Below are 21,485 nucleotides of genomic sequence, written 5' to 3'. Positions count from 1 at the left end.
GCGGGGCGGCTGTTCCGGAAGCCCGGACAACGGGGGCCGGAGTCCAGGTACCAAAGACCGGGGAGGGTACGGGCCATGCAGACGGCGTTCGACGCGTCCGAGCGGCGGGCGTGGGCGGGGCAGGCCGATGCCTACGCCGCCGGCTTCGCCAAGCTCTGCGCGTATCCGGTGCCCGCGCTTCTCGACGCCGCCGGGGTCGCGGAGGGCACACGGGTCCTCGATGTGGGTACGGGCACGGGCACCGCCGCCGTGGCCGCGTGCGAGCGGGGCGCGAAGGTGACGGCGGTGGACGCCGAACCCGGCATGGCCGCCCTGGCCGCGTCGGCCGCCCCGGAAGCCGACGTGCGGCTCGCCGCTCTGCCCGGCCTGCCGTTCATCGACGACGCGTTCGATGCCGTGGTCGGCAACTTCGTACTCAACCATGTCGGCCGCCCCCGGGAAGCCCTGCGGGAGTTGCGGCGCGTGACGCGTCCCGGCGGGCGCATCGCTGTCACCATCTGGGCGGTTCCGGCCGCTGCCGGGCAGGCCCTGCTGGGTCGGGCGGTCGGGGCGGCGGGCGTACCCCGCCCGGCCCACTTGCCCGCGCTCGCGCCCGAGGACGACTTCTCCCGTACGGAACAGGGCCTCGCCGCGCTGCTCGGCGAGGCGGCGGGCCTGACGGACGTCCGCTGCACCAACCTGGCCTGGGACCACCGCACGACACGCGAGGAGTGGTGGAGCGGACCGGCCGCGGGAGTGGCGACGATCGGGCGGATCGTGACGAGCCAGAGCCCGGCGGTGATCGCCGGGATCAAGAACCACTTCGATTCGTTGTGCGCGGAGTTCACCGGCCCGGACGGCTCGCTGGTACTGCCGCACACCGCCCTGCTGGCCCACGGCCTGGCGTGACGCGGCGAACGTCCCCCACCTCTCTCGGCCGCGAGGCCCCGCCTCAGTCCCCCAGGGCCAGGCGGAGGCCGAAGCCCGCGACGACGGTGCCGGTGATCCGGTCCAGCAGGCGGCGGGCCTGCGGTTTGCGGAGCCAGCCGTGCAGGACACGGGCGAACCCGATGAGGACGGCCGACCACACCAGGCCGAGGAGGATATGCACCGTGGTGAGCAGGAGCCCCATGGTGAAGTGGCTGACCCCGGCCGGGATGAACTGCGGCAGGACCGCCACGTAGAAGGCCCCCATCTTGGGGTTCAGGATGTTGGTGAGGGTGCCCTGCCGCCACCCGCCGCCGACCGAGTCCGCACCGGAGAGCAGCGCCGGATCCGCCGCCTCCGCCCCGGACCGCTCCCCGGCGGGGACGAAGGTGTCACGCAGCATCCGCACCCCCATCCACACCAGGTACGCCGCACCCACCCACCGCAGCGCCGTGTACGCGAGGTGCGAGGCGGTCAGGAGTGCCGTCACACCGAGCGAGGTGAGCACACCCCACAGCAGCGTGCCGGTCTGGATGCCGAGGACGACGCCCCAGGCCCGCCTGCGGCGGCCGACCGCCGACGTCCGCAGAATCAGCGCGGTGTCGAGCCCGGGGGTGAGAGTGAGAAGCCCTACGACGAGGGCGAAGGACCACAGCGAAGTACTCATTGCCATGGAATGCCAGCGTACGACACCCGACCGCGCCCCCGGTCACGCACCCGGCCACACCTCCGGCGACGCGCTCACCGCCCCGTGACGGGCATCCGGACCCGCGAGGCCCACGAACAGGCCGCCGGGGACGAGGAAGAACACCACACCGGACGGACGCCGCCCGAGGCGGTCGCCCCGGGCGGTCTCCGGGAAGCCCGGGAGGCAGCGCAGCGGGGCCGGGGGGCCACGTCCAGGCCCCGCCCCAGGCCCCACCTGACGACACCTCAGCCATCGACATCAGGGCGTTCTCGCAGGTCAGCGAAGGAATCTGACCGGGCCACACTTCTTCCCGCCCGCCACCCGGCCGCAGTCGGCCGCCACCGCCCGATATAAGCTACTCGTAAGTAATCGGGGGGCTGTGTCGACCACACACCCCCTGGGGAACACGGGGCGCAGGACGCGCCGGATCGACCATCCGGTGGAACCGCGCCCTCCGGCACAGGACACACATGATTCACCGTTCAAGACTGAGACCTCTTTCCTTCCTCCTTCTGCTCAGCCTCTTCCTGACGCTCGGCATGGGGAAGCAGAGCGCCGTCGCCGCACAGGGCATCCAGGTGGCCGCCGCGGAGAAGAACCTCGCCGCCACCCAGGCGGAGCTCGACGCCGACCGGCTCGCCGCCATCGTCAAGAGCGCCATCACCATCTCCGGCTGCGGCAAGCTGTCGCTGCTGGAGAAGCCCGCCTGTTACCGGGACTTCGCCGGCAAGGCCGTCAAGGTCGGCGCGGGCATCGGCATGTTCGCCTACGGCATCCACTACCTCCACAAGGACACCGTCGAGCACTTCGGCACGGTGAAGAAGGAGGTCGCGGGACTCCAGAAGTTGCAGGAGGCCCTGAAGCAGGACCCGACCACCATCACGGACCCCGACCGCCGCAAGGAGATCGAGGATCAGATCCGCGCGGTCGCCTCCGGTGCGCAGACCGACATCGACAAGCTGGTACGGGACGTGCTGGAGACGATCGAGACCATTCTGGTCATGATCCAGCTCACGCTGACGCTGATTCAGCTCGTTCTGGTGCTGGCGAACATCGTGGGCGACCCGAAGTTCCAGACGGCGGTCACCGGCGTCAAGGGCAGTCTCGACGGCATCAGCAAGGCGCTCGACGACATGAACGCCGGATTCGCCCGGATGAACCGCGGGCTGGACACGATGAACGGCGCCGTCGACGACATCAACCGCTCGCTCGACGACATGAACAAGTCCATCTCCAGGGCCAACCAGGGCATGGACCAGGTCAACCAGGGAATCGGCGAGGCCAACAAGGCCGTCGACGGGATGAACAAGGTCGTCCCCGACATCAAGAAGGCCGCCGAAGGCCTCCGCGAAGTGCCCGCCTTCGACTTCGACTTCTCCGGCCTCGGCAAGACCTGGAGCGACGGCCCCTCCGGCATGGACAGCGAGGAGCAGCAACGCCGCATGTCCATCCTGCTCGGGCTGCTGCCGGGCATCGGGGACGCCAAGGGCGTCATCGAAGCCGTCACCGGCAAGGACCTGGTGACCGACGAGCACATCGGCGGCTTCGACCGGGGCCTCGGCTCCCTCTCCGCGCTGCGCTGGCTCAAGCTCGGCGGCAAGCTCGTCCCGGACGACATCAGGGCCGCGCGCAAGGGCGACGTGGTCTTCGCGTGCAACAGCTTCCCAGCCGGTACGCCGGTGCTGATGGCGAACGGCTCGCACAAGCCGATCGAGGACGTACGCGCCGGTGACCTCGTCCTGGCCACCGACGCGGGCGGCGACGCCGAGCTGACGGCTCCGCGACCGGTGCAGTCGGTGCCGTTCACCTCCTCGTACACGGACAAGACGTTCGTCCGTCTGACCGTGGCCGCCGGGGAGGGTGACTCCCGCCGGTCGGGCACCGTCACCTCCACCGAGAACCACCGTTACTGGCTGCCCGAGCGCGGGAGCTGGGTCCCGGCGGGCGAGCTGCGGCCCGGCGACCTTCTGCGGACCCCGGACGGCGGACCCGTGACGGTCACCGCCACCGACCGCGGCACCGAGCGGCAGGACACGTACGACCTCGATGTCAGCGGGATCGACAGCTACTACGTCCGTGTCGGCACCGACGACGTTCTGGTGCACAACTGCACCGACCTGGCCCGCGCCGAGCGGATGTTCCCGGGCGTCGCGCACACCCTGGACGAGCACGTCAACGTGACCGTCCAGAAGATGGAGGAGCTGGCCAAGAAGAAGACCCGGAAGATGAACCGGCCCACCCCGAACTCCCGCTGGTCCAGCGCCGGACTCGCGCAGAAGGCGGTCAATCAGCTCGTCGACCAGAACAAGGACCGCATCACGAAGTTCGTCCAGGATTCCGGGAAGCCCGGCAAGCCGCAGACACTCACCCTCACCGGCACGTACGGCACGGGCTCGCTGGGCGACAGCGTGGACCACCTCGGCAATTACAGTGCGACCACGAGCAACCGCTTCAGCGTGACACTGGCGGTGCGCAAGGGCCACAAGCCCGGCGGTTTCTACGTACTGACCGCCTACCCGCTGTAAGGAGACCAGCCATGCACGATCCCGCGGCCGCACGCGAGGACACGGTCTTCGACTTCGGCGTGACCGAGCTGGCCGCGTCGTTCCACGCGGACTGGGTGCTGTACGCCGAGGAGGAGATGGACCATGTCCGAAACCACCTCGGCACGGAAGGGGACCCCACCCGGGTGGTCCTGCTCGTCGAGGACCTCCTGCGTCTGCGGGACTCCGGGCTCGACGACGACGAGATCGCCCTGCTGCGGCACGCCACGGACCCGCCGCTCGGCGGCGCCCCGGCGATTCACGGCGCCGCGCGTGTCTGGCTGGACCGGCTGCTGGCCGTGGCCGTCCCGCTGGCCCGGGGGCGCGGCGCGTCGGAGGCGTCCTGCACGACGTACACCCCCTGCGGCAAGGACGGCTCGGACGCGGTCTCCGCCGGTCACCGGCGCCTGGCCCCGGAGGTGGTCCGGCTGGTCGGCCTGATCGAGCCGCGTGCGGAGGGTCACGATCCGGTGGACCCGGTCCGCCGGGCGCTGGTGCGCTGTGCGGAGGTGGTCTGCGCGGAGCTGGCGTTCCGCTTCCTGCTGCACGCCATGAACGGGTACGCGTCGCGGATGACGCCGGAGACGTACGCCCGGCTGGAGCGCGTCAGCGCGGCGTTCGGGCACGGCCCGCATGTCGTCGACGCGATCCGCTACCTCGTCGACTGACGCACCCGCCTACGCGTCGGCAAACGTAACGGCCGACGGAAGGGCCGGCGTAAAGGCCGACGTAACACCGAGGGCCCCGGAATCCGCCGAATCCGGGGCCCTCGCCCCGTTCGCCGACGGTCCGGTCCCGGACGCCCCGGGCGTCGACCCGGACCCGACTCCGGCCGGGGTCAGCGCGGCGACCGGATGCCGTCGATGATCCGGGTCCAGTTGTCGCCGCCGTGCCCGCTCTCGATCGCGCGCCGGTAGTGCGCCTGCACGGCCAGCGGGAGCGCGAGGTCGAGCCCGAGCGTCGAGTTCGTCTCGACGATGTGGTCGGCCGTCGCGCCCATCATGGTGACCGCGCTGAGGCCACCGGGATGTTCCCCCGCATCGATCGCGGTGCCCTGGTTCCCGCCGGTGGACCGCAGGATGGCGCCGATCGAGTCGGCGGCGGAGAGCAGCTCCGGCAGTGCGTCCTCGGCCTTCATCCCTGCGGTGCCCAGCATCGCGGTGGCCTGCATCAGCGCGGACAACGTGGTGAGAAACACGGCGAGTTGGGCCTGGTACATCATCTGCGCCAGCCCCGGGTCCTCGCCCACGTACTTGGGCGTGCCCACGAGCCCCAGCGTCCCCACGTGGCTGCGCATCACCTCGTCCGGGCCGCTGTAGTACACGTACGCCGCCTGCGTGCCGATCATCGGTGCGGGGACCATGACGCCCCCGGTGAGGAACGTCGCACCGTGGCCCGCCGCCCAGGCCGCCGCCTCACGGGACCGGTCGGGGGTGTCGGAGCTCAGGTTGACCAGTGTGCGCCCGGCGAGCGAGGCGGTGGCGTCGCCGAGGATGTCGTACATCGCCCGGTAGTCGGTGAGGCTGAGGAGCACGAGGCCGCTCGCCCCGACCGCCTCGGCCGGTGTCGCGGCGAGCGTCGCCCCGGCGGCGACGACGTCCTCGGCCCGGCTCGCGGTGCGGTTCCAGACGGTGACCGGGTGACCGGCGGTGAGAAGGGCACGGGCCATCGCCTGGCCCATCGGGCCGAGCCCGATGACGGTGACGGCGGCGGTGTGCTGCTCGGTGGTGTGGTTCTGCTGTTCGTTCACCCCTCCATGCTCGAAGAGCACCGCCCCGCTCGGAAGTACCCACTATTTACTGCGGTACTTACCTTTTCGTAAGTACCCGAGCACGGCGGACTGCCCGGACCGGGAAATCACGTGTACGGGAAGCCACTTGTGCAGGGGAAACGCAACTTCGACAGCGCTCGCAGAGGCCGCTACCTTCACCTGGTCCTCGGCGATCGCCCACGGCCGCCGAGGAGTTCATCGTGCTGAGCCCTACCTGTCGCAGCGATTCGGTCACGCCCCACGATTCCTCGCCCCCACGCGTAGGACACCTGACCGGGCCCACACCAGGCACCCCAACCAGGGAGAGACGAATGCCCCATCTCGTGCTGTACACATTCGGCGTCCTGAAGTCACCGCTCGCCGATCCCGCACCTCTCACGCGCGAACTCCACGACAGCGGCGAGGCCGTCTACGAGACGATCGGCCGGCACCCCGGGTACCTCGCCCGCGCCGAAGCGGCGGACGGCGGCCGGGGCTCGCACTTCGAGCTGGACTGGGGCGCCTGGGGGGAGTTCGCCGTACCGGCCTGGTACGACAAGGGCCGCACGGCGGAGACCACCGCCCTGGCCGCGACCCTCTCGCTCTGGACCGACCTGCACTCGGCCTTCGACGCCATCTACACCGGAGTGCACCGCGAGGCACTGAACAGGCGTCACGACTGGTTCGAGAGGACAGCCCACCCGCTCTACGCGTTCTGGTGGGTCCCGGCCGGCGTGATACCCACCTGGCAGGACGGGGTTTCCAGGCTGGAACACCTCCACGACAACGGCCCCGCGCCGCACGCCTTCACCTTCCACCACGCGTTCACCCCGGACGGAACTCCGGCCAGAACCCGGGGCATCGGCCCGAAGGACGGCCGGGCCGGCTGACGGGCCGTTCGCACGGGACCGGCGTACGGGGAACGGCCGCAGCCCGGCGTACGCGCGAAGCGGCACCCCGGCACCTACCCCGGCACCTACCCCGGCCCCGGCCCCGACCGGACCGGTGGCCGCGGAACGAGTACTGGGCCCCGCCCACCCCGACACCCTCACCTCACGCAACAACCTCGCCGACACCGAGCGGGTACTGAGCCCGGGACACCCGTTCATCGAGCTGGTGCGTTCAAATCCGGAGCATGCGCGATCCGCGTGACAGGCGGCTCCTGACGCCGTCCTCCTGCTCGAACCCTTCCTTCCCGCCGCCCGCCCCGGTGGCGCGGCCTGCTTCGCGGACAGGGGGTTCGGTCGTGGGGTAGCGTTCCCCGGGTTCACGACGGGCCCTGTAGCGCAGTGGTCGTTGCGCCTGGCGGCACACACACCAGTGGCTTTGTTCACGACAACGGGTTCTGGCTCACATTCCGTGGAGGGCTGACTGACCGTAGCGTCGACCCCCTATGACCGGCAGTGAGAGGTTGACGTGAGCCAGTACTACAAATTGAGCGACCAAACCCTGTGGAACCCGTCCAACGGGGCGTCCCGGCTGTTCATGAGCCAGGTCATCGTCTATCAAGCCGAAGTGGGTCTGCCATCCGGCATCGGCCCCATGGAAGCTGACGAGTGTCAGATCGACCCCATCGCATTCGCAGCGTTCGTCGACGCCCTGCTCGCCTGGCATAGCAAAACCAGGCACGCCATCATGGCCACCCTGTCCGAAGGGTTCGTTGCCACGGTGCTGGCCTTGGCTGAGAATGCGAACATCGAGGTGAACTGGCAGGCGGCCGAGCGCGCCGAGAGCCGCTATCTCAAGACGGCTTCGGATCCCCATGCAAAGGAGTGGACAGCCGCACTGCAGCAGAAGTCGCACGAGCTCATCCGACACATAGCGACCTGAGGCTCGTCTGCCAGCACCTGCGGCAGGCTCGCAAGCGTTGCCCTACGTGTACAGCAGGACACGCTTGCGGAGAAGATCGAAGCCGGCTCGGCCGAACATTTGGCGTTTGAGCATCTTGATCCGGTTGACGTGGCCTTCGACGACGCCGGAGCTCCAGGGCAGTGTGAAGCCGGCAATGACGGCATCGCGGTCACGGTCGATGCCTGCGGCGAGTGTGTGGAGGCCGGGGAGGTTGTCTTGCCGGACGGCATCGAGCCACTGCGGCAGCTGTTCGCCCTGGCGTTCGGTGAGCATCTGGCCGAAGGAGCGGACGTGGCCGGTGAGGGCATCCAGTTCAGGGCAGTGGACCAGAACGGCCTTGAGCCGAAGGTGCTCCGTCTCGGTGAGGGTCTCCGGCCGGCGGAGGATCCATCCGGCGACGACCCGGGGCGACGGTGGCCGAGCCGTGACGGGGCCTGGCGAGAGCCGCTTCTCCCGGAAATAGGCGCGAACCCGCTGGTAGCTGCCCTGATGGCCGAGCGGCACGATCTCCTCCCACAGCCTCCAGGCGTTCGTGCAACCCTGGTTCCAGCGGTCATCCAGGTAGGGCTTGAACGCGTCGAGTTTGGATGGTCGGCCCTGCCACTGCCCCTGGAACAGTTCCTCCGGGGTGGCTGCGTCGGCGAGGAGCTTGACGGTGCGGGAGGTCATCCGGAGTTGGCGGCCGATCGCCCGCCGGCTGAGCCCGGCGGCCAGCAATTCGTGGACCGTCGCGTGGTTGGCACGGGTGCGGCCAGCGAAGCGGTGTCACCCTCGGCCAGGGCGAGCCGGAAGGGTCTTCGAACTTCTCCGGATCAGGGGCAGGTTGGGCGGGATCTGGCGCCAGGACCTGCAGGCATCCGCGATGGTCTGCGACGCACCGCTCTGCAGCCTCGCTCAGGTTGTGCCAAAGATGCCACCTGTCCGCGACCTGCACCGCCTGCGGTGCCCCGGCCGTGGCACCTTCGGCGAAGAACAGTGCCCGATCGCGGCAGACCACCTCCACTCCGGGCCGTTTCGCGAGCCAAGCGGCCAGACTGGACGCCTCCCGATCGGGCAGCAGGTCCACCGGACGCCGGCTTTCAACGTCGACCAGGACAGTCCCGTAGTGACGCCCTTTGCGGGTCGCGTACTCATCGACGCCGACCACCCGCGGGGCCGAAACCTCGAGGTCGGGTAACCCTTCGACCAGCCGCAGCACCGTGCTGCGGCTCACGGACACGCCGAATATGCGCGCCAAGCGGGCACCGGCCCGACCGGCAAGCACGAGGCCGACCGCGGCCAGCGTCGACCGCAGGCGCTCGGTCTGCCGACCGTACCGACGGGTCAAGCCTGGCAGCTGTTCGGCGAAGGTCCGCCGCCCGCACGCGATCACCGGACAGAGGAACCTGCGGACGCGCAAACAGAGAGCGACTCGTCTGCCTCCGCTGGGCACATCAGCGGGAAAGCGCGGGTAGGAGCTGTGAACCCGCCGTGACCAGATCCCGCATCCGGGACAGACGGCCCCGGGCACCGTGCTGCAGGCCTCTATGTGTACCGCCTCGTCGTTCACGGCGACGGACAGCACCGTCACGTCGGCGATCGACGGGAGCAGCAACTCCTCCAGCCGAAGCACCATTTCGTCCACGGGCCGAAGTGTCAGCTACACCGCACCCGGTACGGGCCGGTTCCGGGCAACTTCACCAGGGCCCACCCGCCCGGCAACCGTCACTCAGCGTGCATGCTCCACGGAAAGTGAGCCAGAACCCGAGTTATGACGGCGTGGCCCGGCTGTCGGGGCAGCAGCGCAACAATTCACTGTGATCCGCGAAGCGGCGCCCGTAGGGTCCGGGCATGACGGATGAGAACGAACGGGCCGTGCAAGCAGCTATCGATGGGGAGATGCGCCTACTCGATCCCGAGGCGCGTGCTTCCTCGTCCTGTGTTATGAAGCTTCTGGATCCGGAGTTCACCGAGATCGGGGCTTCTGGACGCTGGTTGAACATGGACTCGGTGCTCTCCGTGACTGGTGACGGGTCAGTGACTCCGGAGTCTCCGGTCAAGGTCAGCGAGATGACCGGGGTCGTCCTTGCTCCGGGGCTCGTCCATCTGACGTTCTTCACCGACCACGAGGGCCGTCGGGCTCGGAGGAGCTCGTTGTGGCGCCTGACGGACACGGGCTGGCGGATGTACTTCCATCAGGGCACTTTGGCCGCCTGAGTAGATTGTCCCGCCGCCCGTGAGGGCGGCGGGACCAGCGGGCTGGAACCGTTGTGTGTCAGCTGGCCTTGGCGGGGCTCGACCTTCGACATCCGCGGCATGACCAGTCCCTTTCACCAGGAACACCTCGATGCTGTCCCTGCAAGGACCCAACTGCCTTCAAAACTCGTTAGCATCACCCGACCGTGGAATCAGGCGACTCCCGATCTCGTGCACAACCGCCGTCGCAACTCGTGGAAAAAGCCACACCAGGAAGGCGCCGCGTGCGGCTCGGGTCCGTCGGCGGGGCAGCCGCGTTCGAGGGGCGGACCCCGGCCCCGTACCAGAGCGACGACGTGCGTCCCGACGCCCGCAAGGGGGATCAACGATGGCCAAGGCACCGAGAACCGGGCCCTACATCTGCGGCATCGACGCCGCGCTCGACGTGGTGAGCGGCAAGTGGAAGGGGCTGATCCTCTGGGAGCTCAACGCCCATCGGCTGCGCCGCTTCGGCCAGCTCCGCCGCGGCCTGCCGGGAGTCAGCGAGAAGATGCTGACCCAGCACCTGCGCGAGATGGAGGAGGACGGCCTCGTGCACCGCGAGGTCTACGCCGAGGTGCCGCCCCGGGTGGAGTACTCCCTGACCGAGCACGGCCGCACCCTCATCCAGGCGCTCGGACCGCTCGGCGCCTGGGGGACACAGCGGATCTGCCGCGAAGGCCATGAAGTGGTCGACGTGTTCGACGTGCCCAAGGACTCGTGCGACTAGGCCATTTCGTTCGGATCGTGCCGGGCTCGCCGCCGACGGACTTCGGCCCTCGGGGCGGGCCCTGGTGTTTCCGGCATGCTCACGGCACCGTCCGCGGTGCAACGTTCAACGGCCGGTGGCCGTCTCATCGGGTGTGATGGATCTTCCTGAGACCACGAACTCCGTCGACACCCAGGACGAGCGCGACGACGAGCACGAGGACGAGCGAGTGCGGTCAGGGCCGCTGTGGCGGCATGCGCTGTGGGCGGCGCTCGTCACCGCCGCCGGTGTGACGATGGGGTGGTTGGGCGCCCTGTTCCGCATCGGCCCGGAGGAGTACGGCCTGCCGCCCGCCGCGCCGGGAGCGCTCTGGCCCTATCTGCTCGCCTGGGCCGTGATCGGCCTGGGGCTGGGCGCCGTCCTGCGGTTCGTGGCGGCCAAGGTGCCCGTGTACTCCCCGTCGGAGGTCCTTCTCGGCACCGTCCTGATCGGCACCCGGCTGTCCCTGGGCTGGCGGCCGGAGCCCCTCGAGGTCGCGGGCCTGGCCGGGGCCGCGCTGCTCCTGGTGGCCGTCTGGTGTGCCGTCGCACTGCGCGGGGCGGCCGTCGTACGACGGTCCGAAGCCGCTTCCGGGGACGCTTCCGGGGACGCCCAGGTGTAGGTCGCGCCGCGAACGGCCGGTTCCCGGGCGCGGCCCGGACGACAGCGGCCCTCGTCCCGTACGCCCAGCAGGGCCGCGCGCCCCGAACGGGCAGGTCGCACCGGGTCGTGACGGTCACGGCCCGGTGCGGTCGGCGCGCGGGATTCCGCGCGCGTCAGCGTTCGAGGAGCGCGATGCGGATGGCGCGTTCCACGTGGGCCGCCGTGTTGGCGTGGCCCGCTGCGCCGGGGTGGAGCAGGGTGACGCGCTTGCCGATGATCCCGCAGTTCAGCAGCGTGCCGGGGAGCCTGGCGGGCCAGTAGTCCGGGGCGTCGCCGCAGAGGCCTTCGATCCACTTGGTGCCCGTGGGCCGGCAGACGTCGTGGCCCACGCTGGAGGAGTAGACGTCGACGTAGCGGTCGCCGAAGAACGACGCGACCCGCCGGACCGTGCTGTTCACCGGCTTGAAGACATCGTCGCGGAGCCAGTCGATGTCAGCACGGGTGATCGTGCCCAGCTCGGTGAGGGACAGGCGGTCGCAGTCGCCGGAGTCGTCGGGCAGGATCGCCGGGTATCCGACCGCGATCACCTTGGCGTCGGGGGCGGCCTGGTGCACGTGGGCCAGCATCTCGATGTACTCGTCCTGGATGCGGGCGAGCTTGTCCTGGATGCTCTCCTCGCCCTCGGGCGGGTCGGTGTAGTACTCGCGGCAGGACTTGCCGACCGCGCCCAGTTCGAGGCACTTCAGCATCATGCCGCCGAACGGGAGGCTGTTGCCGCCGACACTGACCGTGACGACGTCGGTCCGGTCACTCAGTTCCGCCCGCTGGATCTGCGGGTCCACCGCGGGCCAGCCGTCGGCGGGCGGCTCGACCGGGCTGATCGGCTGCTGCCTGGCCGAGGCGATGTCGGCGATGGTGGCGCCGCCGCAGCTGACATTGGTCAGGCGGACGGGCCTGCCCGGCGGGAACTCGTCCAGTTCGCGTTCGACGAGGCCCGGGTAGGCGTCGCTGGTGCGGTCGCAGCCGTCCCGCGACGACTCACCGAGCGGTGGCTGCGGGTCCCCGACGAAGATGCCGGCCGTGTACGAGTCGCCCAGCGCGGCCCACTCGTAGTGGTCGGCCGCCGCCCCGGCCGGGCCCGCGGGCAGCAGCGCGGACGCGGTCAGCGCGAGCCCCACGGCCAGGGCACGGGCCCGCGGGAGACGGGGGAGAGGGTGTCGCATGGATCCTCCGTGATCTGGGGAAGGCGACCGGGGCCCGCACGTACGGCTCCGGGCGGTGGACACTTCGGCCGAGATCATCCACGCCGCTGGACCGCCCTCCTCCGGGAATCGGGGCCGCTCCCCTCCATCGGCCTAAATGGTCAGATCTATCGTGTCGCCGCCGGGCGCGGTGCTACGGACGGACGTTCCAGGCGGAGATGAACGGCTGCCCGTCCTCGGCGTCCAGGACGCCGAGCGTGCCCGGGTGCGGGTGCCCGAGCAGGCGGCTCTCCCGCGCGTCGAGCCCGAGCCAGCGCACGGTGAGGACGCGCGCGAGGTGGCCGTGCGCGACGACGGCGACGTCCCCGTCACTCAGCAGCGGGCGGATACGGTCCAACGCCGCGTCCACCCGCGCTGCCACCTGCCGGAGTTCTTCGCCGGGGTGACCGGCGTCGCCGGGTACGACGCCGTCCCGCCACAGGTCCCACCCCGGCCGCGCCGCACGGATCTGCTCGGCGGTGAGGCCCTCGTAGCCGCCGTAGTCCCACTCCACCAGGTCGGGGTCGGCCTCGGCGCCGGTCAGCCCGGCCAGCTCGGCGGTCCGCATGGCGCGGCTCAGCGGGCTGCTGAAGACGGCGACGAACCGGCGGTCCGCCAGCTTCGGGGCGAGCGCCCGGGCCGCCTCCTCGCCCGCCCCGGTCAGCGGTACGTCCGTCCGTCCGGCGTGTTGGCCCGACAGGCTCCACGCCGTCTGGCCGTGCCGGATCACAATCAGCTCACCCACGGGTCGACTTCTCCTCATCGTTGTCTGCTTCGTCTTCGTCGTCCGGCCCCTCCGGGCCGACGTGACGCAGGACCGTCTCGTAGTCACCCGTGGCCACCAGCCCGTCGATGACCTCGGCCATCGCCGTCAGCCCCGGTTCGCGGACGATCAGGCCGTCCCAGCACCACCAGTAGTCCCCCTCCGGGTCGCCCGCCGCGCGCTGCCGGTCCATGAGGCGGCGCACCCGGTCGAGCGTGACCACGGTTCCGGACCAGCGCTCGCCGTCGTCGCGGATGACCCACATGTCGACGTCGCAGACCTCGTCCAGTTCCTCTCCCGCTCCCGGTACGAAGCAGATCTCGCACCCGTCCCGCTTGAACCGGTGGCCGGTAGAAGGGGCCGTCCCGCATGCGCGCACTCCTCGGCCGTTGTCCACAGGCTGTGCACGGACGTCGGCCGGATCGTGACAGCCGCGACCCGGTCGGCCGCGTCGCGGTGTACCGGGTCGCACGCCGCCACGACGCAAAATCTTTTAAGTCTTTGTTTCGAGTACGTCTGACAACCCAACCCACCCCCCGTCCGTACCTGCAGGCCCCTGGGGGATCCGCCCGGGCAGGCCCGAAGCGGGGCCAGAGTCTACGTGGGCCCGTTCGCCGCCGTCGGTGGCCGCCCGGCAAATGCCTGGCGTGGAGGATGCACGGGTTGGGACACTGCGCCGGTGACGGGTTCCGGAGTACCTCAACTGCTGCGCCCCCGCGCCCTGAAGCCCGGGGATCTCATCGTGGTCGCGTCACTCTCCGGTCCGCTTCACGCCGTTTACGAGGCCGACCTCGACCGGGCGGTTGCCGTGCTGGAGCGGATGGGGTTCCGCGTGCGCCGGGCGCCGCTGCTCGAAGCGGGACGGCACCACTGGTGGAGCGCCGGCACACCGGCAGAGATCGCCGGGGAGTTCAACGCCCTGCTGCGCGATCCCGAGGTGCGCGCGATCGTCGCGCACGACGGCGGCCAGACGGTGCTCGGCTACCTCGACCTGATCGACGTCGCCGCGATCGCGGCCGACCCGAAACCGATCCTCGGCCACAGCGACATCTCGCTGCTGCACCTGGTGCTCCACGCGCGCACGGGCCTGGTCGGCTTCCACACCGACCTGGCCACGCCCGGACTCGGCGGACACTGGCAGGCCGCACCCGCCGCCCGCCGTACGGAGCTCGAAAGGCTCTACGCGGCGCTGCTGACGGGCACCGAGCCGATCGGCGCGCTGCCGACCACCCCGGCGTGGGAGTGCTGGCGGCCCGGCCGCGCCGAGGGCCACCTGATCGGCGGGGTCGTCAACCGCATCGTGCTGGCGCAGGCGACGCCCTACGCGCTGCCGCTGGACCGGTTCGACGGTGCGGTGCTGTTCTGGGAGGAGACGGGCGGCCACGCCTCGCACGTGTGGAGCTACCTCCAGGTGCTGCGGCACTGCGGCGTCCTCGACCGGATCTCGGGCATGGTCGTGGGTGTTCCGTACGCGATCGACGGACTCGCCCCGCCGGAAGCGCCGGTCGTGCCCCACGCATCAGGCACGTCCGGCGCATCCGGCGCGTCGCCGACCCTGCCCGAGATGGTCCTCGACGTGCTCGGCGACCGCGACATCCCGGTCCTGGGCAACGTCGAGTTCGGGCACGCCGGGCCGAATCTCCCGATGCCGGTCGGCATCCGTGTCGCCCTCGACGCGCGGCAGCGGACGTTGTCGCTGCTCGAACCGGCGGTACGGCCCGGCTGAGCCCCGGGGGGCGTTGCTGCCGGGCCCCAGGTCACTCGCCTGGGTGACTTTGGCCAACTGAGCTGGATTTTGGGCCTGCTTGCGGGCATATGCTCACGCCAACACAACACCCCAGACATACGTCGGCCCCCGACCGGGACTCGCAATCCCAACCGAGGGCCTGACCACTCAGGAAGCGAACCCTTCCCAAATGGATACCCAGCAGGTTAGCGCGCCCGCGTGCGCCACGTCCGCCGTACACGGCGTCGAACACGTCAACACCCGCCAGAAGAACCGGTTCACGGTCATCGGCAACCACCTCGCCCAGCACCGCCAGCTCTCCCTGCTGGCCATCGGGCTCTCCACGTACATCCAGTCACTGCCCAACGGCGCCCGCATCGGCATCAAGAAACTCGCCGAACGCTTCCCCGAGAGCGAAGCCCGCATCGCCGCCGCACTACGCGAACTGGAAACACACGGCTACCTCAGCCGCACCCGCGAACGCCTCCCCGACGGCCGGGTCGTCACCCGGACCTGCTCGTACAACCAACCGTTGGAGCCCGAGGCCCGCCGACGACGCCCGGACCCCCGTCCCGCACGTCGTCGACCGGCCCCCGCCCCGGCTTTCGGGGGCGGCTTCGCACCGCCCTCTCCTCCTCCCACTCCTCCGCCTCCGGCGCCCGTGCCATCGCCCGGCGTGTCGCTCCCCCGCCCCCTCATCCCCCGCGACCCGCACCCCCACGACGAACCGCACCCCAAATTCACCCAGGCCGCCGCAGCCCTGCTCTCCAACCTCCACCACCACTCACCACACCTCATCCTCACCGAGAAAGAAATCACCCTCCTCACCCCCATCACCGCCACCTGGTTCGAACGCGGCGCCACCCCCACCACCCTCCGCCACACCCTCACCAACGACCTCCCCCAACCCCTCAAACACCCCGCCAAACTCCTCCGCCACCGCCTCAACGCCTACCTCCCCACCCCACCCACACCCGTCACACTCGTCGACCCCCTCCAGAACTGCGACAACTGCGACCGCGCCTTCCGCGCCCCCACCCCCGGCCACTGCGCCGAATGCGGGTAGGACCAGCCTGCGCCGGGCGGGCGGCGGGACGCCCATGGTTTTGCGTGCAGCCAAAACGTCGGGGCGCCGGGCGGACCGGCCGTGTCGCCAAGGACGTGGCCGCCGTTAGCAGTACGACGGCGCGCGAGCCCCCTAACTCGCCCCAGCCACACCACACTTCAGGAGCTTCGACCATGGCCTCGACGACCATCAGCCGCACCGTTCCCGCCTCGCCCGACAAGGTGTGGGCCCTCATCGGCGGCTTCCACGCCCTGCCGGACTGGCTTCCGTACGTCCCCCAGAGCACCGTCCTCGACGGCGGCCGAGTCCGCCGCCTGGAGGACCCGGAGAACCCCGGGGGCATCGTCATCGTCGAGCGCCTCGTGAGCTTCAACGACGCGGAACGGCAGCTGAGTTACGTCATCGTCGAGTCGCCGTTCCCCGTCGACGACTACATCGCCACCCTCCGGGTCCACTCGGTGCCCGGCCGCGACGACGTCGCCGAGGTCCAGTGGTCCGGGCGCTTCAACCCTCTCAACGCCACCGAGGAAGAGGCCATCGACGTGTTCAACAAGATCTACAGCGACGGTCTCGAAGCCCTCCACGAGACCCTTCTCGCCGCCTGACCCACTGCCCGCGGATGCCCGGGGCGACGCGGGCGCACCCACATGCGTGTGCGGGCGCGAAGACGGCCGCCCGACCGGCCGGGTGGCCGTCAGACACCCGTTCCGAGCTGGCATTTACAGGATCCGACGCCTTTCCATGGAACCGATTCGCTGAAACAGAACCTGGACATTCACGGGATCATTTGCGGATCGTCACGGCCCTAGTGTCGTCGTTGTCAGCAGGAAGCACCGCACACCACAGCCGCTGGAGATCACGATGCGCTCGCGTCTCACCGCTCGTTCCGCCCGTCTCGTCCTGGCCGCCGCGGCCGTGGCCGCCCTCGCCGCCACCACCACCGCCTGCGATCCCGAGGACAACGCGGAAGCGATCGGCTCCACGGCCCCCTCCGCCGCCTCCTCCACCGGCACCTCGGGCTCCGGCTCCGCCGGCAAGGACGGGGGCGCCAACGCCTCCGACGGCTCCTCCACCCGCGGCTCCGGCTCCGGCTCCGGTTCCGGCTCCGGCTCCGACGGCAAGACCGCTGCCGGCACCGGTTCCGGCAGCGGCGACAAGAGCGGCTACGGCCAGTCCTGCGGCACCAACGACCTTGATCTGACGGTGACTTGGGAGGCCCAGCCCATCAGTCACTACCGCGTCACCGCCAAGGCCAAGTCCGGCATCACCTGCTACCTCGACGTCAACACCCCGAGCGTCTCCTTCGGCTCCGACCCCGAGGGCCTGGCCTCCCCCGTCGGGCAGGGCGGCGAGGACCCGATCAAGCTCTCCGGGTCCGCCGTCGCGTATGCCGGGATCAACCCCAAGAGCACCGGGGGCGAGGGCGGCACGCAGTTCGACCACGTCATCGTCGCCACCACCGAGGACGACCCCAACCCCGCCGACCTCGAGCTCCCCGACATGGCCACCGTGGAGAAGCCCCTCGTCACCAACTGGTCCACCAAGGCCGACGAGACCATCCCGCGCGCCGTCTGATCGTCCGTCGGCTTCCGTCAGACTCCCTGGAGCAGTCGGCGGCCCAGCGGGGTCGCCGCGTGGCGGACGCGCTTGCCGTCGCGGCGGCTGGTCACCAGCCCGCCCTCACGGAGCACGGTGAGCTGCTGGCTGACGTTCGGCAAGGAGAAGCCGGTCGCCTCGGCGAGCTCCGAGGTGGAGGCGGAGGGGCGTACGGCCGCCTCGTACAGGAGCGCGGCGCGGGCCGGGCCCAGCATCCGGGCCAGTGAGGCGATCGAGGTGGTGGACTGGGCCGCCGTGCGGTCGATCGGGTAGATGAGCACGGGCAGCATCCCCTCGTCCACCAGGGTGATCGGATCGCGCCAGCAGAAGTACGACGGGACCAGGAGCAGCCCCCTGCCGCCGAGGTAGAGGTCCCGCTCGACCGGGTAGCGCGCGGTCAGCACGGGCGGCTCCCAGACCGCCATCGGGCGCAGGCTCCCCATCAGCGCCCGCGTCCCGCCGTGGGCCAGCGCCCGGGTACGCAGGGCGGTGTCGGCGGCGATCGCGGCACCCACACGACCCCAGGACGGGGCGATGAACTCCTGGTGATAGGTGTGGAGTTGAGAGCCGAGGCGGGCCAGGTGGGCGGTGTCGCCCCGGGCCAGCTCCGTACCCGCCCAGGGGAGTCCGCCACCCTCCGACAGCAGGGACAGCTCATGGCGCAGCTGGCGTTTCGGGGTCGCGAGGACCCGTTCGACGCCGGGGCCCAGCTCGTAGATCCCGAGATCCTCGGAGTCCTCCTCGACGGGCGGGGTGAGGAAGTCCGGGAAGTACGCGGCGCGCGGGATCAGACTGCGCAGTATCGAGGCCGCCTCGCGGGCCGCGCCGCCCCGGCGGAGCAGTGCGCCCGCCGACCGGCGCCACTCGCTGAAGGCGAGGGTGCCCTCGCGGTGCTGTAAGCAGCAGATGCTGCAGACGATCTCCCAGAGCGGGTCCGGCCGGCGTGCGATGCGCACGTTCTCCAGGTCTCTGCTGGTGAAGTGGATGCGCAGCATGATCTTCCCCCCGAGGTCACCAACATTCGGCAAAGCCGGTAAACAAGCCTGGCATTCGCTGTACGGCGGACAAGTCGGCTCGGCGGAATCGGATGCGCACTACCCGAAAGGGCAACGGGAACCGTCCCCCGAGGGCAGCCCTCGGGGACGGCGGGGCGGACGCGACCGCCGCTCGCGATCCACCGCTACCGGCAGGCGGCCACCGCTGGGCCCTGTCATCGAGCCGCCTCGGCCACCAGGAGCAGGAGTGGTCCGTCCGGGCCGGAGGGAACGGGGTGCGACGCCCCGCGTGGCCGATCAGTGGCGTCCGCCTGGCCGGTTCTCGTGAAGTGCCGCGTGCGCCGACCGGCACTCAGTACGGTACAAACCATGGCGGAACGAGGGACGACACGCAGTCGTTCCGCCCCGCCACGGACAGAAAACTGAGTGCGTTCGGCCCACCCGGACCGGGCATGACGCCGTCGCACGGACGCCGCCGCACGGGACGCGAGTGTGGCGGAACCCCGGGGCTGTCCGTCGACGACCGCGCGAAGCCCTGTCCCGGTGGGCCCCGGGCACCGCGAATCGGAGAGAACGGGCTGTCGGGCGACGAGGTGAAGCCATGGAGAATTCCGGAACGCAGCGGCAAACCGATGTTCTGGAAGGGCTGTTGCAGGAAGTGAGACGTCAGGCGTCGCGCGGGGCCGGGCCCGACGTTCGGAAGGTTCTCGAATGGCTGCGTCGGCATACGGGCGTCCACGCCGCGCTGGTCACCGACGGGGCGGGCGCGGCGGAATCGTGCACCGCGGGCTTTCCCCACGAGGTGCTGGGGCAGCTCACCCCACTGCTGATGCGCATGTCCGGCGGGCAACTGGCCACGGCCGTGACCCAATCCGGTGAGCTGCACGTGCGATGTGAGGCTCTCGGGCCGCACGGGCCTCGTCCGGTTCTGGTGGCGGCCGGTCCCTCGAAGCCGACCTCGGACGCGATCGCGCTGATCTCACACACCGGAAGCTTCCTCGCACTGCTGCGCCGCGCAGGGCGCAGTGATCGCATCTGGCACGATTATCAGCACAGGACACACCAGTTACGGTTCGCGGTGCTGTCGGCGCTCCTGTCGGGGGAACCGCTACTGGCCCGGCGGATGACCACCGGCGCCGTTCCACCGCTCCTGGACGCCGACCGGCTGCGCCTCTACCTGCTGCAGTGCCCGTCGGCGGACCGTGAAGAGATCGCCCGGGCGTACCAGGACCCGTCCGGCTACCACGGATCAGGTCTGATGGTGCGGTGCCCGGTCTTCGCCTGTCACCTCATCTGCGTCTTCACGGACGACGAGGAACCAGGCGCCCCTGGCGGGAAGTTGCACGGTCACCCCGAGACCCTCCTCCGCCTGGTACGCGACAACCCGCGTTACGCGCTGGGCGTCAGCGGCGGCCACCCTCTTCACGCCGCGGCCGAGGCATACGGCCAGGCGGCCCACGCCCTGGCTGCCGCCCATGCCGCACCCGGCCGCGTGGCCTTCTACCACGGCCGGTCTTCGCTGGAAGGCGTCCTTCCCCGCCGAGCCTCCCAGGAATGGGCCCGCGTGCTCCTGCGGCCGCTGGACACAACCACGAAGACCAGTACCGACATCACCCGTCTCACCATGAACATGCCCCGGTCCGCCGTGGCCCGGCTTCTCGGTCTCAGCCGCAACACCGTGACCGCTCACGTCAAACGCGTCGAAGCGTCTCTCGGCCTGGACCTCACGGACGTCCGGTGCCGCGCCGCCGTCCACTTGGCCCTGACCCTCAGCAGCTCCGTTCCCTTCACCGGCTCCGGCTACGACCAGCCGAACTCCACCCTGGACGACCTGTTGCGCACCGAACGCGCCGCGGCTTGGGCCGCGGCCACTCTCCGTCCCCTCCAGGCCCGGCACCGCCGCACTCTCCAGGCGTGGATCGACGCCAACACCGACGCCCAGCGCGCGGCCCGGGACCTGGGCATCAGCCGCAACACGATCCGTACGCACCTGCGCACGGCCGAGTCCGCCCTGGGCCTCGATCTCCTCACCGCCGGCACCGGCGTCCACGACGTCGTTCACGCGCTCCACATCGCCGGCCTCCGGGCCGCCTGAGCACCGTGCACGATCCGCACCCGTCGTTGAGCAATGTGCACGCTGGTCGGGGCAAGTCGCCCCTTCTAGCGTAAATGGCACGCAACCGAGGTTGCGGACGGAGCTGCCGACCGTCGGCAGCCCCGGCCAAAGGAGGCGACACACCATGGGACGTCATCGGTTCACCCTTGCCGCACTCGGAGCCGCGCTCGCAGTGGGCGGCGCGCTGAGCACCGGAGCCGGAGCGGCAGCGGCCGCGCCTTCCGGCAGCCAGGCGGCGTGGGGCGGATGCGCCGTCGGGAACGTCTGCGTCTACTCGGGCTCCAACGGCACCGGATCGGTGTGCGCGTGGGACGGGGACGACTCGGACTGGCGCGGCGGTACGGTCACGTGCAGCTGGTCCCGGACGAAGAACGTCAAGTCGGCCTGGAACCGCGGAACGGGCGGGGCGGGCTCCCTCCGGCACGTGAAGTTCTACCAGAACGCCAACTACTCGGTGTCCCGCGGCTGCCTCAAGCAGAGCCTCAAGGGGAACACCGGCGGTAGCGCCGGAATGCAGCTCAGGTCCCACAAGTGGGCCACCAGCTGCTGATCCGCGTGCGTTGCGCGGGGGCAGCGTACGTTGCGCAGCGGTTGTACGCGGCTGCTGCGGAAGAACCGGCCGCGGCCGGCTGACAGATCCACGGACCCACCTCCGCGACGGCTCGCCGCCCCTGTGGGC

Annotated in this window: 22 protein-coding genes and 1 pseudogene; 15 read left to right on the top strand and 8 right to left on the bottom strand. The window is 70.4% G+C overall.

Annotated features, from left to right (window positions below; genetic code table 11):
- Positions 1 to 75: 75 nt before the first annotated feature.
- Positions 76 to 888 carry a class I SAM-dependent methyltransferase gene (locus ACFCV8_RS19990; RefSeq protein WP_376686709.1) on the top strand — a complete coding sequence of 271 codons (813 nt, stop codon included), beginning with the start codon at positions 76 to 78 and terminating at the stop codon, positions 886 to 888.
- 43 nt (positions 889 to 931) lie between these two features.
- On the opposite strand, the gene ACFCV8_RS19985 is transcribed toward ACFCV8_RS19990, so the two are convergent.
- Complete coding sequence (locus ACFCV8_RS19985; protein WP_376686708.1) at positions 932 to 1,579, bottom strand: LysE family translocator; 648 nt, start codon at positions 1,577 to 1,579, stop codon at positions 932 to 934.
- A 485-nt stretch (positions 1,580 to 2,064) separates the two neighbouring features.
- On the opposite strand from ACFCV8_RS19985, the gene ACFCV8_RS19980 reads away from it, so the two are divergent.
- Both ACFCV8_RS19980 and ACFCV8_RS19975 read left to right on the top strand, forming a co-directional pair.
- The gene (locus ACFCV8_RS19980; protein ID WP_376686707.1) at positions 2,065 to 4,119 is read left to right on the top strand and encodes a pre-toxin TG domain-containing protein; all 2,055 of its coding nucleotides are present in this window, start codon (positions 2,065 to 2,067) and stop codon (positions 4,117 to 4,119) included.
- Positions 4,120 to 4,130: 11 nt separating this feature from the next.
- Entirely contained in the window at positions 4,131 to 4,805 is a 675-nt protein-coding gene (locus ACFCV8_RS19975; RefSeq protein ID WP_376686706.1) for a hypothetical protein, read from the top strand.
- Between the two features lie 170 nt (positions 4,806 to 4,975).
- Here ACFCV8_RS19975 and ACFCV8_RS19970 read toward each other — a convergent pair whose 3' ends face one another.
- Positions 4,976 to 5,887, bottom strand: coding sequence for an NAD(P)-dependent oxidoreductase (locus ACFCV8_RS19970; protein WP_376686705.1), 912 nt, complete (start codon positions 5,885 to 5,887; stop codon positions 4,976 to 4,978).
- A 332-nt stretch (positions 5,888 to 6,219) separates the two neighbouring features.
- On the opposite strand from ACFCV8_RS19970, the gene ACFCV8_RS19965 reads away from it, so the two are divergent.
- The 3 genes from ACFCV8_RS19965 (at position 6,220) to ACFCV8_RS19955 (ending at position 7,717) form a co-directional block, all read left to right on the top strand.
- Positions 6,220 to 6,777, top strand: a complete 558-nt coding sequence (locus tag ACFCV8_RS19965) for a DUF3291 domain-containing protein (protein WP_376686704.1) — start codon at positions 6,220 to 6,222, stop codon at positions 6,775 to 6,777.
- Positions 6,778 to 6,892: 115 nt separating this feature from the next.
- Complete coding sequence (locus ACFCV8_RS19960; RefSeq protein WP_376686703.1) at positions 6,893 to 7,039, top strand: hypothetical protein; 147 nt, start codon at positions 6,893 to 6,895, stop codon at positions 7,037 to 7,039.
- Between the two features lie 264 nt (positions 7,040 to 7,303).
- Complete coding sequence (locus ACFCV8_RS19955) at positions 7,304 to 7,717, top strand: DUF6086 family protein (protein WP_376686702.1); 414 nt, start codon at positions 7,304 to 7,306, stop codon at positions 7,715 to 7,717.
- A gap of 42 nt (positions 7,718 to 7,759) precedes the next feature.
- On the opposite strand, the gene ACFCV8_RS19950 is transcribed toward ACFCV8_RS19955, so the two are convergent.
- Both ACFCV8_RS19950 and ACFCV8_RS19945 read right to left on the bottom strand, forming a co-directional pair.
- Entirely contained in the window at positions 7,760 to 8,455 is a 696-nt protein-coding gene (locus ACFCV8_RS19950) for a transposase (RefSeq protein WP_376686701.1), read from the bottom strand.
- A gap of 205 nt (positions 8,456 to 8,660) precedes the next feature.
- Positions 8,661 to 9,353: pseudogene (locus ACFCV8_RS19945) on the bottom strand (ISL3 family transposase); the annotation flags it as partial.
- Positions 9,354 to 9,568: 215 nt separating this feature from the next.
- Here ACFCV8_RS19945 and ACFCV8_RS19940 point away from each other — a divergent pair.
- The 3 genes from ACFCV8_RS19940 (at position 9,569) to ACFCV8_RS19930 (ending at position 11,322) form a co-directional block, all read left to right on the top strand.
- Complete coding sequence (locus ACFCV8_RS19940; protein ID WP_376686700.1) at positions 9,569 to 9,934, top strand: DUF4440 domain-containing protein; 366 nt, start codon at positions 9,569 to 9,571, stop codon at positions 9,932 to 9,934.
- Between the two features lie 367 nt (positions 9,935 to 10,301).
- A complete protein-coding gene (locus tag ACFCV8_RS19935) occupies positions 10,302 to 10,682 on the top strand; it encodes a winged helix-turn-helix transcriptional regulator (protein ID WP_376686699.1) in 381 nt (126 codons plus the stop codon).
- Between the two features lie 136 nt (positions 10,683 to 10,818).
- A complete protein-coding gene (locus ACFCV8_RS19930) occupies positions 10,819 to 11,322 on the top strand; it encodes a hypothetical protein (RefSeq protein WP_376686698.1) in 504 nt (167 codons plus the stop codon).
- Between the two features lie 154 nt (positions 11,323 to 11,476).
- On the opposite strand, the gene ACFCV8_RS19925 is transcribed toward ACFCV8_RS19930, so the two are convergent.
- The 3 genes from ACFCV8_RS19925 to ACFCV8_RS19915 form a co-directional block, all read right to left on the bottom strand.
- The gene (locus ACFCV8_RS19925; RefSeq protein WP_376686697.1) at positions 11,477 to 12,526 is read right to left on the bottom strand and encodes an SGNH/GDSL hydrolase family protein; all 1,050 of its coding nucleotides are present in this window, start codon (positions 12,524 to 12,526) and stop codon (positions 11,477 to 11,479) included.
- Between the two features lie 172 nt (positions 12,527 to 12,698).
- Positions 12,699 to 13,289 carry a histidine phosphatase family protein gene (locus ACFCV8_RS19920; protein ID WP_376686696.1) on the bottom strand — a complete coding sequence of 197 codons (591 nt, stop codon included), beginning with the start codon at positions 13,287 to 13,289 and terminating at the stop codon, positions 12,699 to 12,701.
- A complete protein-coding gene (locus ACFCV8_RS19915; protein WP_376686695.1) occupies positions 13,282 to 13,686 on the bottom strand; it encodes a hypothetical protein in 405 nt (134 codons plus the stop codon). Before ACFCV8_RS19915 ends, ACFCV8_RS19920 begins: the two co-directional genes overlap by 8 nt.
- A gap of 300 nt (positions 13,687 to 13,986) precedes the next feature.
- Between ACFCV8_RS19915 and ACFCV8_RS19910 the strand changes: the two genes are divergently transcribed.
- The 4 genes from ACFCV8_RS19910 to ACFCV8_RS19895 all read left to right on the top strand — a co-directional run bounded on the left by ACFCV8_RS19910 (position 13,987) and on the right by ACFCV8_RS19895 (position 17,674).
- Positions 13,987 to 15,033: an LD-carboxypeptidase gene (locus ACFCV8_RS19910; protein WP_376686694.1), complete on the top strand. Its 1,047-nt coding sequence runs from the start codon at positions 13,987 to 13,989 to the stop codon at positions 15,031 to 15,033.
- Positions 15,034 to 15,223: 190 nt separating this feature from the next.
- On the top strand, positions 15,224 to 16,099 hold the full coding sequence (locus ACFCV8_RS19905) for a helix-turn-helix domain-containing protein (RefSeq protein ID WP_376686693.1): 876 nt from the start codon (positions 15,224 to 15,226) through the stop codon (positions 16,097 to 16,099).
- Between the two features lie 173 nt (positions 16,100 to 16,272).
- Positions 16,273 to 16,704 (top strand): SRPBCC family protein, encoded by a 432-nt coding sequence (locus tag ACFCV8_RS19900; RefSeq protein ID WP_376686692.1) that lies wholly within the window; start codon positions 16,273 to 16,275, stop codon positions 16,702 to 16,704.
- Between the two features lie 256 nt (positions 16,705 to 16,960).
- Positions 16,961 to 17,674, top strand: a complete 714-nt coding sequence (locus ACFCV8_RS19895) for a hypothetical protein (protein ID WP_376686691.1) — start codon at positions 16,961 to 16,963, stop codon at positions 17,672 to 17,674.
- A 17-nt stretch (positions 17,675 to 17,691) separates the two neighbouring features.
- Here the strand turns inward: ACFCV8_RS19895 and ACFCV8_RS19890 are convergent, their stop codons facing one another.
- On the bottom strand, positions 17,692 to 18,690 hold the full coding sequence (locus ACFCV8_RS19890) for a DUF5937 family protein (protein WP_376686690.1): 999 nt from the start codon (positions 18,688 to 18,690) through the stop codon (positions 17,692 to 17,694).
- Between the two features lie 658 nt (positions 18,691 to 19,348).
- Here ACFCV8_RS19890 and ACFCV8_RS19885 point away from each other — a divergent pair.
- Entirely contained in the window at positions 19,349 to 20,785 is a 1,437-nt protein-coding gene (locus ACFCV8_RS19885) for a helix-turn-helix domain-containing protein (protein ID WP_376686689.1), read from the top strand.
- 145 nt (positions 20,786 to 20,930) lie between these two features.
- Positions 20,931 to 21,356 (top strand): peptidase inhibitor family I36 protein, encoded by a 426-nt coding sequence (locus tag ACFCV8_RS19880; RefSeq protein WP_376686688.1) that lies wholly within the window; start codon positions 20,931 to 20,933, stop codon positions 21,354 to 21,356.
- Positions 21,357 to 21,485: the final 129 nt, after the last annotated feature.

This window comes from Streptomyces sp. NPDC056347 (genome assembly GCF_042262625.1).
GTDB lineage: Bacteria > Actinomycetota > Actinomycetes > Streptomycetales > Streptomycetaceae > Streptomyces.
The sequence above is the reverse complement of the archived record's forward strand: the minus strand, read 5'-3'. Positions and strand labels throughout refer to the sequence as shown.